This window comes from Prosthecobacter vanneervenii (assembly GCF_014203095.1).
GTDB classification, from domain to species: domain Bacteria; phylum Verrucomicrobiota; class Verrucomicrobiia; order Verrucomicrobiales; family Verrucomicrobiaceae; genus Prosthecobacter; species Prosthecobacter vanneervenii.
The window spans coordinates 154958-168022 of record NZ_JACHIG010000012.1 but is presented as its reverse complement, the minus strand read 5'-3'; the positions used below and the strand labels follow the sequence as shown (position 1 = coordinate 168022).

Annotated in this window: 10 protein-coding genes; 1 reads left to right on the top strand and 9 read right to left on the bottom strand. The window is 65.5% G+C overall.

Annotated elements, in window-relative coordinates:
- Window positions 1-2: 2 nt before the first annotated feature.
- Window positions 3-5345: a C39 family peptidase gene (locus tag HNQ65_RS22530; protein ID WP_184343297.1), complete on the bottom strand. Its 5343-nt coding sequence runs from the start codon at window positions 5343-5345 to the stop codon at window positions 3-5.
- A gap of 99 nt (window positions 5346-5444) precedes the next feature.
- Window positions 5445-6746, bottom strand: coding sequence for an ABC transporter permease (locus tag HNQ65_RS22525; RefSeq protein ID WP_184343295.1), 1302 nt, complete (start codon window positions 6744-6746; stop codon window positions 5445-5447).
- Window positions 6747-6845: 99 nt separating this feature from the next.
- Here HNQ65_RS22525 and HNQ65_RS22520 point away from each other — a divergent pair, with 99 nt between their 5' ends.
- Window positions 6846-7502: a DUF4412 domain-containing protein gene (locus HNQ65_RS22520; RefSeq protein WP_184343293.1), complete on the top strand. Its 657-nt coding sequence runs from the start codon at window positions 6846-6848 to the stop codon at window positions 7500-7502.
- 215 nt (window positions 7503-7717) lie between these two features.
- Here HNQ65_RS22520 and HNQ65_RS22515 read toward each other — a convergent pair whose 3' ends face one another.
- From HNQ65_RS22515 to HNQ65_RS22485, 7 genes are all read right to left on the bottom strand, one after another.
- On the bottom strand, window positions 7718-8776 hold the full coding sequence (locus HNQ65_RS22515; RefSeq protein ID WP_184343291.1) for an AAA family ATPase: 1059 nt from the start codon (window positions 8774-8776) through the stop codon (window positions 7718-7720).
- Window positions 8773-9765, bottom strand: coding sequence for a hypothetical protein (locus HNQ65_RS22510; RefSeq protein ID WP_184343289.1), 993 nt, complete (start codon window positions 9763-9765; stop codon window positions 8773-8775). Before HNQ65_RS22510 ends, HNQ65_RS22515 begins: the two co-directional genes overlap by 4 nt.
- 5 nt (window positions 9766-9770) lie before the next feature.
- Window positions 9771-10019 carry a hypothetical protein gene (locus HNQ65_RS22505; protein ID WP_184343287.1) on the bottom strand — a complete coding sequence of 83 codons (249 nt, stop codon included), beginning with the start codon at window positions 10017-10019 and terminating at the stop codon, window positions 9771-9773.
- A 629-nt stretch (window positions 10020-10648) separates the two neighbouring features.
- Entirely contained in the window at window positions 10649-11119 is a 471-nt protein-coding gene (locus HNQ65_RS22500; protein ID WP_184343285.1) for a hypothetical protein, read from the bottom strand.
- A gap of 270 nt (window positions 11120-11389) precedes the next feature.
- Complete coding sequence (locus tag HNQ65_RS22495) at window positions 11390-11806, bottom strand: OsmC family protein (RefSeq protein ID WP_184343284.1); 417 nt, start codon at window positions 11804-11806, stop codon at window positions 11390-11392.
- Window positions 11807-11836: 30 nt separating this feature from the next.
- Window positions 11837-12448, bottom strand: coding sequence for a plastocyanin/azurin family copper-binding protein (locus tag HNQ65_RS22490; RefSeq protein ID WP_184343282.1), 612 nt, complete (start codon window positions 12446-12448; stop codon window positions 11837-11839).
- A 97-nt stretch (window positions 12449-12545) separates the two neighbouring features.
- Window positions 12546-12983, bottom strand: a complete 438-nt coding sequence (locus HNQ65_RS22485) for a hypothetical protein (protein ID WP_184343280.1) — start codon at window positions 12981-12983, stop codon at window positions 12546-12548.
- Window positions 12984-13065: the final 82 nt, after the last annotated feature.

Below are 13065 nucleotides of genomic sequence, written 5' to 3'. Positions count from 1 at the left end.
TATTACCGCATGGGTGCGGGGAAGTTCTGGGTTTTGCGCAGCAGTGCGTCCAGCTGCTGCTGCACGCGCTCACTGTCACGCTGGTCACTGCGGCGCTGCGGGTCGTCATGGCGTGGGCTGGAGGGCGGATCGTAGCGCAGATCGTCAAAGCGCGGGCTGGAGGGCGGAGTGTAGCTGGGAGAGTCGTCAGTCGAGTGCGTGGACGGGTTGCAAGCGCGCATGAGGTTGATCGCCGCTATTGCCATGAAAACGACAAGGGACCTGGGGATGCCGCCTTTGCTCGCGGGCTCGGCCGGGGCGGTCTCGCGCGGCTTGGGTTTCTGCCAGGGCAGAATGGTCACGCCAGTGTGCTTTTGCATGAGCTCCTTGGCGCGCTCAAAGTCCAGCTTGTCCTGGCCGGTGACCGCCCGCGTGGCAAAGAGCTTGCGGCAGGCGGCGAGGAATTCCTTGAATTGCGCACCCGCCACGGCCTGCGGCCTAGGCATCACATCACACAGCGCACGGGCGATCAGCTTGCTCAGCTTTTCGGTGAGCTGGGTGTTGTCGTTGTCTCCCGCATTGTCCAACACGAGGCGGGCTTTGTCATAGTCCTGCTTCCAGGCGCAGGCCAGGGCCGCGAGGGCGGAGTGGGAGCTCCAGGTGTTGTCCCGCAAGCCTTTTTCCACCACATGCAGGCTTACCTCTCCCGCCTGCTCGGGGCGCTGTGTTTTGCGGTAGCTGATGGCGAGATTCCACAAAGTCCAGGCTTCTGCATCGTCGCGCTGGTAGTCCTGTCCGAGCCACTCGGTGCAGTCGCGGAAGGCTCCGCTGGCGGCCAGGGCGTAGCCCACCTTGGCCCAGAGGACGCCGCGCTGGCGCAGCTCCGCACCGCAGGCCTGGATGAAGTCGGTCACGTGCGGGTCGGCATGGCGTGTCTGCCCGACGGCGTCCAGGTAGTGCAGGATGGCAGGGTCCAGGCGCGAGCCCAGCCGGGGCAGCCATTCGGCCAGGCGCTTCCAGCAGTCCCAGTGCTGCTTTTGAGTCTCCCGCTGCACCCAGAGGATGGCAAAGGCGGGGCCGATGGTGTTGTTTTCCGCCACGGTGCTCAGGGCTCCGTCCAGCAGCGGAGCCAGGCTGTGCTGCTTGCTGGTAAAGCAGTCCAGGATGAGCTGGAGCATGTCTCCCATCATGTCCGGGTGTGTGGCCAGCCAGGCCAGGTCTGAGCCGACCTGCATGAGGTCGTCCTTGTGGGCGGCGGCCAGCATGAGGTAGATGCGGCAGATGAGCGCGGTCTGGCCGATGGCGGGCAGACTGGCTGTGGTGCTGCGGATACTCGCGATGTCCCGTTTCTCCCAGTGGAGCTCCAGCAGGCGGTAGGCGGCGTAGGGGCTGGTAGGATCTACCAGCAGGGCCTGCTGCAGGTGGCGGATGCCTTCCTCGCGGTCGCCCGTGTTCAGCGCGGCGTTTGCGGCCGCGCAGTGGGCGTCTGCCGAGCGGGGTGCCAGACGGACCATCTCCTCGGCGGCATGCCTGCACGCCCCCAGGTCTTTGCGCAGCTCCCCCCAGTGGCCGTACATTTTCCAGCCCCAGTAGTATTCGGTGTGTTTTTTGAGGACTTCGCGCATCTGGCGCATGGCGGCGGGAATGTTTCCGCGTGCTGCCTGCAGCCATGCCAGCCTGCCGAGCAGCGTGGGCGGCACGTCGTCATTGCCCCAGGGACCTTTGGCGGGGATGGCCTCCGCCTCGTCCAGCCTGCCCATGCCGGCCAGGGCTTCCATGCGGAAATCCCACGCGTCCACCAGCCAGGGGTTGAGCTGGGTGGCTTTTTCTGCGGCTTCGAGGATCTCCCGGATGTTTTCCGTAGGCAGCAGCTTGGCCAGGAGGATCCAGGACCGGGCCTCGTCCGGCCGGGTCTGGGTGAGGCGGCGTGCTATGTCGATGACACGGCTGCCTCTCTGCAGGGTCTCGGCCCAGATCTTCAGGCTGCCCCAGGCCCAGTTCTGCGCCGGATCTTCCTGGGTCACATCCTCGGCCATCTGCCAGGCCTCCTCGCGCTGGCCAGTCTCCCAGAGCAGGAGGGCGAGCGCGCGCCTGATCGTCATGTCCAGCGGCAGGCGTGTGCGGGCCTGCCTGAGGGTCTCCACCGCCTCGGCTCCGTGCCCCGCATCCTCCAGGTAGCTGGCCAGCAGGCACCAGCCGTCCGCCCAGTCCGGGGTCAGCTGCACCACATGCCTGGCGCAGGCCAGCGCGGCCTCCGGCTTGTCCACCGCACGCCAGACCAGCGCCATGTCCCGCCATGAGCCGGGGGTGAGCGCAAATTTCTGGGTGGCCTCCTGGGCGGGCAGGATGGCCTCCTGCTTGTGCCCGGAGTCAATCATCTGCGCCAGCAGCACGGACCACGCCTCCCACAGGTCCGGGCGGGCCTGCCAGATCTCCCGCAGCTCCGCCAGCAGTTCTTCCGGAGAGAGCACCGAGAAGGCCAGCTCGCGGTAGGCGTGCAGGGCGTCTCCGGTGAGCACCTGCCGGATCATCTCTGAGCGGATGAAGGCCAGCTTTTCACGTTTGTCAGCGGTGTCAGCGCACAGGGAGAGCAGGCCGCTGAATGCCGGGGCGTAATTGACGTCCAGCCGGATGGCTTTCTGGAAATGATCCGTGGCTTCCGCATCTCGTTTGCAGCCAGTCAGCACGATGCCGAGGACGCCGTGCCCGGCAGCCTGGTCCGGGGCGATGGAGACGGCCTGCATGGCGGGTGGCACGGCCTCCTCCGCACGGCCCATGTCTTGAAGGATGAGCGCCAGCTCTCGCAGCACCCAGGGCTCCGCCGGGTGCAGGGCGATGACGCGCCGGGCCTCCTGCTCCGCCTGCCGGTGGTCAGACTCGCGCAGCCAGCCGATGTGCAGCCTGGCCAGGCCGTGGTGGTGCGGAAAGCGGGTGCAGATTTCCGCCAGATGCTTCAGGGCGGCATTGGGGCCGAGAGTGGAGGCCAGCTCGCGTGCGATCCAGCCGTGGGCATCCAGCGCCAGGGGTTCGTTTTCTAAAATCTGCCGCCACGTGGCCATCTCGCTGGCATGATCTCCGGTGCGCCGATGGAGCGCGGCACGGGCACGCAGCCACTGCCGGGGCGGGCAGCGGCCCTGCGCACGGTCCAGCAGAGCAGCAGCGAGGGCATGCTCTCCCACGCGCGACTCCACCCGCGAGAGGCTGACCAGCAGCTCGCCGTCCTCGGGCCGGGCATCCACCGCTGCGCGCAGCACGTCCACCGCCTCTGGCAGGCACATGGAGTCCAGCGCCAAGGCCAGGGTGATGGCGGGGCCGGAGGACCTGGTGCCATACTGTTTCCAGCGCTGCCGCAGCCAGGCCAGGGCCTCATCCGTGCGGCCCTGCGCACGCGCATGGGCAAACCACGTCTGCGCCACCGTCTCGTTCTTGTCTGCCAGCGCCGCTGCAAAGCGGTGAAAGGTCAGCCATTCCTCCACCGGAGCGCGCTGCGTGCGGCGCAGCACCTCCGCCAGTGTCATGAGGGTGCCTGCATCTCCGGGCAGGCGTGTGTGCACACGCCACGCCAGCAGCCGCGCCTCATCCCAGTCGCGCGCGTCCTCCATGAGGGTGTCCACCAGGTTTTTGGCCAGGGCAAAGGCGTTTGAGTCTCCCTCATTTTTCACGGCCTCCCGCAGCAGCTGCAGGCGCTCATCCCGGTGGCCCATGGTGCTGAGCGCCACGTTTTTCCAGCTCAGCAGCCGTGGATCTCCGGGGAACCTTTGCAGCAGCGCATTGAGTCCGGCCAGGCGCTCCACCTCGTTTCCGTCAAAGTTGGAAAGGGAAAACTGCGCCATCAGCACCAGCCGGTGCTCCGGCGCGGCGGCTGCCATTTCTGCCAGGACGGCGGCGGCAGTCGCGCGGTCATGAGAGGCCAGCGCGGCGCTGAAGCGGTGATTGCAGTCATAGAGCCCGGTGTCTGGCAGGTCGAGGGTGCTGAGCTTTTCCGCCTGCTCCACCGGCACCAGCACCATGCCTCGCGGGCCGGTGAGCCGGTAGCGGTCCAGAAACTCCGCCGCCTCCACCTCGCGGTAGTGCGGCTCGGACGGGTCCTGGATGAAGAGCGTCTCCCGCATGCGGTCGTAGCCGATGACCGCCTGTGCGTGGCCCGAGCCCACCTCCACCGTGTGCAGCACAAAGGGCAGGCCGAGATCGATCAGCCGCATGGCGGCATCCAGCGTCACGGTGAATTCACGGGCGGTGAATCCGTTTGCCTGCGCCCACATGCGCTCGCTGTGGTCATAGGTGCCGTCATAGCAGATGGCCTCTGTGATCTGCTCCATGGTGATAGGCCGCTCCCAAAAGTGGGCCATGGCAGCCAGCGTGGCGGGCGCGCAGGTGTTGTGCTTCTGGTGCACAAACTCAAAGGGCAGGCGCACGCGCTTCTGGGCGGCACCGGGGGCCTGCAGTCTGGCGGCCAGACTTTGGTAATAGTCTCCGGGGATCTGCACGGCGACAGCGGCGGCCTTTGGGAAGTCGCCCCTCAGCGTCAGCAGGTCCACCCGCCGGGCGGCGATCCATTCGTCGCTATCGGCGTCTGACAGCACGGCAAGCTGCTCGTAGGCGTCTGCCAGCGCCTCCATGCCCTCATGGTCATCCATCTCCCGTTTCAGCGTCATGAGCTGGGCGGCGATGCCGCAGCTCTGCAGACTGCCCATGGCCTCAGTGAGGAAAGCGGTGGCCTCCTCCCTTTTCCCCAGCAGGTGGAGCACGCGGGCGCGGTACTGCACCGCCGGGCGGTACCATGGGCGCAGGTGCAGCGCCTCGTCCAAGGCAGCCAGGGCCTCGGTGCGGCGCTCCTCGCTGAGCAGGATCTGGCATTTCTCCACCAGCAGCCAGGGCGTCAGCTCGTGGATGTCCACGGCCTCCCGCCAGAGCTGCCAGGCGGTTTCAAAGTCGCGGTAGTTCGCGGCGATGATCGCGCGCATCGAGATCAAGTCCGAGCGCTGGTCCGGCAGGATGGCGGGCAGGGCCTCCGAGGCCAGGCAGTGCCTCCAGGTGGGCAGCAGGCCGCGCCGCTGCATGAGGTAGTAGCTGTAATGCACCGCCGCCTCCCCGTCCTGCGGCCCCTCGCGCCGGGCGCGGTTGATCAGCAGGCCCGCCAGCCGTGAAGCGCCCGAATTTCCCGCCAGTCGAAAGCCAAAGGTCTGCGCCGCCACCCCGCGCCAGAGGTGCAGCGGCCCCGCCCGCAGGGCAGAGCGGCAGGCATCGGCATACCGCCCGCTCTCATAGAGCTCCAGGGACTCCCGCAGCACAGTCTCATCCACCACCCGACGTTCCTCAGCGCGCGCACGCAGCTCCAGCTTTTTGATTTTTGTAGGTTTGGCCATGTATCCCGGCTGAGAATAGCGGGGGTATTTTCTGATGAGCAAGCGACAAGCGCGGAATTCACTCGCAAAGAGTCACTACGTAAAAAACTCAGTCCGCGCTCACTTTTTCATCCGGTCCACCAGCACCGCACCCAGAATGACGAGGCCGAGGACGATCTTCTGGGTGTTGCCCTCCACGTTGGTGAGGTTCATGCCGTTCTGGATGACGGCGATGATGAAGGCACCGATGAGCGTGCCGGGCATGGTGCCTTTCCCGCCGCTGAGGCTGGTGCCGCCCACCACCACCGCGGCGATGACGTAGAGCTCGTACATCTGCCCGTACGTGGGGGAGCCGCTCTTGAGCAGGGAGGCGGTCACGACGCCTCCCAGCCCGGCCAGCAGCCCGCAAAGTACGTAGGCGCGCAGGATGACGCGGCTGACGGGCACGCCGGAGAGGTGCGCGGCCTCTACATTCCCGCCCACGGCGTAGAGGTTTCTGCCAAAGGCGGTCTGTGTCATGACCACATGCGCGGCGGCGTAGAGCAGCAGCATGAGCAGCACGGCATTCGGCAGGCCCAGCAGGTCGGCACCCCGCCCCAGCCATACAAAGGAATCCGGCACCTGGTAGATGGACTGATTTTCCGCCAGCCGGTAGGCCAGCCCGCTGCACACCAGCATCATGGCCAGGGTGACGATGAAGGGCGGCATGCGCAGCCGCGTGACGAGCGCGCCTGAGACCAGCCCGCAGCCGCCGCTGAGGGCGATGCCGCACAGCCCCGCCGCCAGCATGCCCGCTGCTCCGGCCTGCAGGCCGCCGCCGTAGTCGCGCACGATCAGGGTGGTGACCACGGCGGAGAGGGCGATGAGGCTGCCCACGCTGAGGTCGATGCCGCCGGTGATGATCACGAGCGTCATGCCGATGGCGAGAATGGCGATGACGGCAATCTGGTTGGCGATGTTGAGCAGGTTGTCCGCCTTGAGAAAGTTTGGCCAGCCATGCGGGCGGGGCTGCAGCACGCGGGTGCCTTTGAGTGCTGGGAAATCATGGGAAATATCACTAAATACCAGCCAGGCGGCGGTGGCTTTGTTGCAGGCGATCACGTCCAGCCCGCCTGCGGCTGCGGCACGCTGCAGCGCGGCGCGGGCGTCTTTGGGCTCTCCCTTCACGATCTCGGCACGCGGACCGAGGGCGGAGGCGAGCGCGTGGGCAAAGGCAGCGTCTTTTTCTGAAGGCCGCACGACCACCAGCACCCGGTCCTGCGCGCCGATGCGGGCGGCGATCTCCCGTGCCGCCTCCGCATCCTGCGGGTACTGCTGCGTCCAGGTGGCGACGCTGAAAAAGGCGCATAGCGCCAGCAGGGCTGCGAGCATGCCGGACCCGGCGAGTCGATGGCGGAGAGTGGTGGCGGTGGGGCGGCTCATGCGGAAAAAAGCGATCAAATCAGGATCATAAGCGCAGTTCAAGACCGGATGCGATCTGCATTGACCACCGCTGCACCTTCACGCTAAGATTTATCACCTATGAAAACCTACGCCCTTTCCTGCCTCTCGCTGCTGCTGACTGCCACCTTTGCCAGCGCCGACTGGGTGATGGTGCAGAAAGTCGATACCGCCGGCCAGCCCAGCGAGGTGACGACCAAGATCAAAGGCGAGAAGGCCCGCGTGGACATGGGGGACAAGATGAGCGTCATCGTGGAGGCCGAGGGCATCATCACCATCATGCACCCGCAGAAGATGCTCATGAAGATGGACCCGGCCACGATCAAGGCCGCCACGGAGATGGCAGGCAAGATGACCGGAGGCCCCGCCGCCAAGCCGGTGGCCACCGGGCAGAAGGAAAAGGTGGGGGAGTGGGACTGCGAGATCTACAGCTGGGAGGGCACGATGGCCAAAGGCCGCTTCTGGGTGGCCAAGGATTTTCCGAACTACAAGGAGCTCAGCGCCGCCAGCGACAAGCTCGGCAAGGTGGTGGGCGGTGCCATGGCCAGCCTCTCCCCGCAGGCTTCAGATTTTGACGGCATGGTGGTGAAGTCCGAGATGTCCATGATGGGCAAGAACGTGGTGTCCGTGCTGGTCTCCGCCAAGGAGCAGGCCGTGGACGACAGCGCCTTTGTGCCGCCCGCCGGCTACAGCGAAATGAAGATGCCCGCCATGCCCGGCATGGCACCGCAGAAGTAAGGCCGCATCCCGCCTCATGGGCGGTGCCCGCTGGCAGTCCAGCGTGCTCATTTTTGTTTCCAGGCTGCCTCTTTCGTTTCCAGCTTCGTTTCCATTTTGGCAGCCTCTCTGCCGCGTTTCACTAGGGAGAGGGGCGTTTCGTGTCTCGTTTCCACTCCAGGGGGCACTTGTGGTGGAAACGAAGGGCGGGGCGGAGGATGCCAGGCCAGGGGTGCCTACTCCTCGATCAGCTGGTACTCCCGCCCCCTCTTGCGGATGAGCCCGGCGTTCATGAGTTTCTTGGCCCATTTGCTGATGGCGCTGGCCTGCACGCCGAACACCTCGGCCAGCTCGTTGGCGGAGGTGATCCCGTCCTGGATGTAGGTCAGCATGGCGTCGGTGTTGCCAAAGGGATCGCAGTACACCATGAAGCGGCCGTTTGTCTCCTTGAGAGACCAGCGCAGGGGCGGGGCGTCGCGCTCCCGGCAGTTGCGGCATTTGCTGAAGCGCGTCACAAACCCCTTGGCGCTGGAGCCGTCTTCCGTGGCGTCCTTCAGGCTGAGGATCCAGTGGGCGGGGTCCTCACGGCGGGAGCCGCCGCGCATCTCGCCATTGCGCCCGGCGTGATGCACGATGATGACGGTGATGGCACGGCGGCGCAGGCTCAGCAGCCAGTCTTTGATGACGTCAAAGTCGTCGTTCTCATTCTCGCGCATGCCGCTCTGGCCGGTGGAGAGGTTGTCGATGATGAAGACGGAGCCGTCTGGCAGCATGTTGGAGAGGCCTTCCTGATGCCGTGGGTCGGCGATGTTGGCGCTGTGCGTCAGCGTCATGTAGAGGTACTCGTTGCTCAGCCAGTAAAAGCTGGGGTGGCTGATGCCGATCTTCTCCGCGCGGGTCTGCACGTCCTGCTGGTTCATCTCGGCATCAAAGTAGTACACGGAGCGCGGCCCCTGCCCGGCGGCCCACTGGCCGAGGCTGACGCCCTCCGCCAGGGCCTTGCCGATGAGCATGGCCAGCCAGGTCTTGCCACCGCCACGCGGGGCAAAGAGGTAGCCCAGATCCCCCTCCCGCATCCACTCCCCCAGCAGGGGCGTGCGCGGCACCATCTGCATGGCGGCCAGCTCCGGGGCGCTGAGCAGGCAGCTGGCAAAGTCCGGCGGCGGTGGCGGCGTCCCGGGCGGGCTGGCCTCCGCATGGAATGCTGTGGCATGTGTGGATGTGCCATGATGTGGTATTGAGGGTCCGTAGAGCATCTCGGCTCTCTGGGCGATGAGGTCGGTGATGTCTTTCATTGGAAGAGGGTGGTGAGGGTTTCGCGGTTTTCTTTGAGGTCGAAGATGAGATCGCCCAGGTCCTTGTGCCCGGGCGGCAGCTCCATCACATCCGCCCTGGCGCCTGCGGAGCGCAGGTCCGTCAGCCAGGAGGCGGCGGCATTCAGGCCCGCCTCGTCGGCGTCTGGCAGGATGCGCACATGGCGGCCTGCCAGGGCCTGCAGCAGGGCGGGATCCCGCGCAAAGCGGGAGCTGGCGCTGGTGGCGGCCAGCACCGTCCAGTGGTGCATGGAGCCCAGAAAGCAGAAGACGGTGGCCGCCTCCGCCAGACCGATGACGCCCTCCACCAGCAGCACATTCGGCGCGTCCCGCAGCAGGCTGCGGCCAAAGAACACGCCCTCGCTGCCAGGGAGGTTTCGGGTCTTGAGAGACCGCCCGTCCGGCGTGAGAAAGGGCTGGCCGTCATAGCGGCGCGCCTGGGCAAAGCGCTCCTCATGCAGCACGTAGCAGTAGTGCTGCCCGCACTGGGCGTTTTTCAGCAGGCCGCGGTCCACCAGATGGCGCAGCGCGGTGACGGAGATGCCACGCTGGTCCTCGATATCCATCAGGTCATTGCTCTCAGGGAGGTAAAAGGTGGGCCAGCGCAGGCGTTTCTCCGCCCTGCGCGCGGCTTCGTCCGCGTCAGGCGTGCTGCGGAAAACCGCAGCCTGCGGCGGTGTGCTGCGGCGCGTGATGGCCGCTGACGGCACGTCCACCAGCAGGTAGCCGTCCGCCTTGCCGGAGGTGGTGGCGGCGCTGCGCAGCTTGTGCCGCAGCTCGCTCTCCTGCCACGGTGGCAGGCAGTGGTGGTTCCACTGCAGCAGCAGCGGCAGGGCCTCCTCCTGGCTGAGGCCAAAGCCTTTCACGAGGGCCACGGCGGCGGCAAAGGCGGCGGTGTGCCCGCCCTGGCCGGAGACGGACACGGGCATTCTGGCCAGATAAGCGCTGGCACGCTCGAGGATGGATTTCATGGGTGTTAAAAGGAGGGGGGCAGGGGTTGGCCGGCCTGAGCCAGCGAGTTCAGGTGGCGGCGGATGCTGGCGCAGTCGAAGAGGCGGCGGCCACGCTTGCGGCCGCTCAGGGGCAGGCTGACGCTGCGGATCTTGCCCTCGGCGGCCAGCGTGTAGAGCGCGCTGCGGCTGAGGTTGAACAGGGTGCGGCAGGTGTGGTGGTCGCCAAACTCCGGCGGCTGGCCTTGCGGGTGGATGATTTCACTGGATGGCATAAAATATGATGACGTGGTATGTTGTGTTGATGAAATGACCGCCCGACACATGGGTGCAAAAAGCGCCCTGGCTGTGGTGGTGGTGTTTTTTTGGCGTGCTCTGTCCTGCGTCTGCTCCTGAAGAGCAGGCTGCTGCTGCTGACTCGTGGCACCTCATTCCCGGCGTCGGCGCTCTTCACGCCTTCTTCGAAAACGATGCCCGCCACCTCGTCCGGCGATGTTCTCAGTCCGGTTTGGGTTGGTGATTATCACCATGCCCGCAGACCCGGAAAGCTCAAATGCTTTCTGAAACATTTTCAGCCAACAGGGGACGGAACCGAAGACGGTGGCTGAAGGGCCTGCGGCCGTTGACGGTGGTTGACCGTTGTTGACGGTGGCTGGCCAGAACCGGAACCGGGGCAGGCGGCGCTGAGGCTCAGGACACGAAAAACCTTCGTTTTTGCCTCTTCGTGTCCGACCTCATGCGGCCTCGTTTCCCGCAGGTTTCCGCGTCGTTTCCAGCGCCCCTGGGCAGTCGCGCCTTCGTTTCCGCCGTGGTTTCCCGAGAGCCTAAAAAATGAGGCTTCGTGTCTCCCAGCAGTGCCCCCTGAGGTGGAAACGAGACACGAAAAAGGGGAAGGGCCGTCTCATCACCGCAGCACACCCTGGCGACAGGCGGCAGCCCGTCGCAGATCGGGTGGGTCACCGAACATTTGTTTGAGGTGGGTGGTGCTGCGGCCGCCTGAGGCCAGCCAAGCGTCGATAATGGCATTGTCCTCTGCGCCGCGCAGGTCGCTGTTGATCGGTACCAAGAGGGCGGCGGAGGCCCCGTAACGTTCGAGCAGCGTCTTCAATTCCTTGCGTGCTCGTCGATCTCCCGCAGCCAGCCGGGCATCTGAATAGGTCTTCCAGAAATCAGAGCCGATGCTTTGCACATACATCCCTTGGATTCCCAAGCCTGAGTCGGGTCTTGGTGGAGCATCTTCATTGGCCACAGCGCGCTTGCAAAGTTCATCCATTTTGTGGAAATGGTTTTCTGCCAGCTTCTGGTGCGCGCAGGCAGGCAGGAATAGCAACAGGGCTAGTATCCATCTCATGCCGTCCAGCATGACCGGCAGCATTGCAGAAGCAAGAGGCCACGATCTTTCAGTGCGAGGGCGAGCAGCGCGGCACTCCGGCCGTTGGTTGGATGTGTTTGGCGGCGCAACCGCTTCTTTGCTCCACAACTTCCTGCGCCAAACCGTCCGACCATGAGGGTGTTCGCACGCCCCGATGTTTGCGGAACGCTGATGGACGGGCGGGCTGTCGCCACACCCATCCTACGTTTGGCGGGCATGCAAGCTCTGGCTGCGCCGGGCCACAGCAAGCGGGACGCTGGCACTACGCCCGTCTTACTTCCCGCTCCACACAAACGTCACCGGCTTGTCGATGTCCGGGTGCACGCTGTGGTGCACGGGGCAGCCGAGGGCGGTGGCTTCGAGGAGCTTGCGGTCCGGGTGGTCTTCCGGCAGCGGGATCTCGATGGTGATGGGCAGGCGCACGATGCGGCGGGGGCTGTCCTCGCTCATGTGCTTTTCCACGCTGACCTTCATGCCGGCGATGTCGTAGCCCTTTTGCTGGGCCTTGATGCCGATCACGGTGGCCATGCAGGTGGCCAGCGCCGTGGCCACGAGGTCGGTGGGGCTGAAGGACTCTCCCTTCCCATGATTGTCCACCGGGGCGTCGGTGATGACCTGGTTCTGCGAAGGGCCGTGGGTGGCACGGCAGCGCAGGCTGCCTTCGTAGTTGACGCTGATGGAGACGGCCATGGGAAAAGGAGAGGTGAAAAAGAGTGAATCTTACTGCGCGGTGAGCACGCCGTTCATCAGCGCCACGTGGCCGGGGAAGGTGCAGAAGAAGGGGTATTCGCCAGCGGCAGGCACGGTGAATTCGATGGTCTCGGACTTGCCGGGCTGGAGCAGGCTGGTGTGGGCCAGGATCTCGGGGGAGTCAGGGATGTAGCCTTTGTCCACCAGGGTCATGGCGCTGGTGGCGATGCCCATCATCTTGTCCTTGGTGCCAGCCTTGCCGATGACGATGTTGTGCGGCTGGGGCAGGGTGGGGTGGGTGTTGTTGAAGGTCAGTTTGATCTTCTGTCCGGCCTTGGCGGCGATGGTCTTGGTGTCGTAGGCCAGGGGGTTGGCGGGGTCGGGCTTGATGGTGATTTCCAGCACAGCGGCGGCGGCAGGAGCAGCAGCGGGTGCGGCAGCAGCCGGAGCGGCGGCGGCAGGGGCAGCTGCAGCAGGGGCTGCGGCGGCGGTTTCAGCCTTGGGCTTGGGACGCAGGGAGCCCAGACCCTGCACGACGAAAGCCAGCACCCACAGAAGCACGACGCCGCCGATGACGGAGCCGATGATGACATTGAGCAGGGACCAGATGGAGGACTTTTCCGAGGCGGAGTGGGCGGACATGGTGGCTAGTTTGGGGGGTGAGATTGAGCCCGCACCAGAGCACAGCACCGCCTGAAAGCAACCACCGTGTGCCCTGGGGCCGCAGGGCGGGCGGCGGTCAGTCCGGGGAGTAGGTCTTGGACTTCAGCTTTCCTTCCGCAAAGGTCAGCAGGATGCCCTCGCAATTGGGCTCCGTCTCCTCCTCCGGGTGCATGAAAAAGGAGAGGCTGGTCTCGTCCTCGGCGATGATGGTGGGCACCGTGCGGGGGCCGTCTGCGGGGTAGAGGCGGGCTTTCACGTCCATGACCTCCGCTCGTGTCATGCCCAGCTGCAGGCCCTCGTAAAAGTCCTTGTACGTGCGGATGCGTGCGTCCGTCCATTCCGGGTGCATGGCCATGAGCACCAGTCCGGCGGGGGTCAGCATGGCCAGCGCAAAGAGCACCAGCGCCAGTTTCAGCCCGCGATGATGCACCCGGAACACCGTGGCCAGCATGATCACCGCGCCCACCAGACCCAGCGCGGCCAGCACAAAGACAGGATGGGTGGAGGAGCTCATGGCGGCCGATGTTGACGGAAGCCGCCTGGAAAGGCGATGAAAAAATGACCCCCGGCAGCAGGGCGTGGCATGCGGCGGCATC

What these genes read in the sequence shown, in the direction of transcription:
- HNQ65_RS22530 (WP_184343297.1), bottom strand. Translation starts at nt 5,345, where the DNA reads ATGGCCAAACCTACAAAAATCAAAAAGCTGGAGCTGCGTGCGCGCGCT.
- HNQ65_RS22525 (WP_184343295.1), bottom strand. Translation starts at nt 6,746, where the DNA reads ATGAGCCGCCCCACCGCCACCACTCTCCGCCATCGACTCGCCGGGTCC.
- HNQ65_RS22520 (WP_184343293.1), top strand. Translation starts at nt 6,846, where the DNA reads ATGAAAACCTACGCCCTTTCCTGCCTCTCGCTGCTGCTGACTGCCACC.
- HNQ65_RS22515 (WP_184343291.1), bottom strand. Translation starts at nt 8,776, where the DNA reads ATGAAAGACATCACCGACCTCATCGCCCAGAGAGCCGAGATGCTCTAC.
- HNQ65_RS22510 (WP_184343289.1), bottom strand. Translation starts at nt 9,765, where the DNA reads ATGAAATCCATCCTCGAGCGTGCCAGCGCTTATCTGGCCAGAATGCCC.
- HNQ65_RS22505 (WP_184343287.1), bottom strand. Translation starts at nt 10,019, where the DNA reads ATGCCATCCAGTGAAATCATCCACCCGCAAGGCCAGCCGCCGGAGTTT.
- HNQ65_RS22500 (WP_184343285.1), bottom strand. Translation starts at nt 11,119, where the DNA reads ATGCTGCCGGTCATGCTGGACGGCATGAGATGGATACTAGCCCTGTTG.
- HNQ65_RS22495 (WP_184343284.1), bottom strand. Translation starts at nt 11,806, where the DNA reads ATGGCCGTCTCCATCAGCGTCAACTACGAAGGCAGCCTGCGCTGCCGT.
- HNQ65_RS22490 (WP_184343282.1), bottom strand. Translation starts at nt 12,448, where the DNA reads ATGTCCGCCCACTCCGCCTCGGAAAAGTCCTCCATCTGGTCCCTGCTC.
- HNQ65_RS22485 (WP_184343280.1), bottom strand. Translation starts at nt 12,983, where the DNA reads ATGAGCTCCTCCACCCATCCTGTCTTTGTGCTGGCCGCGCTGGGTCTG.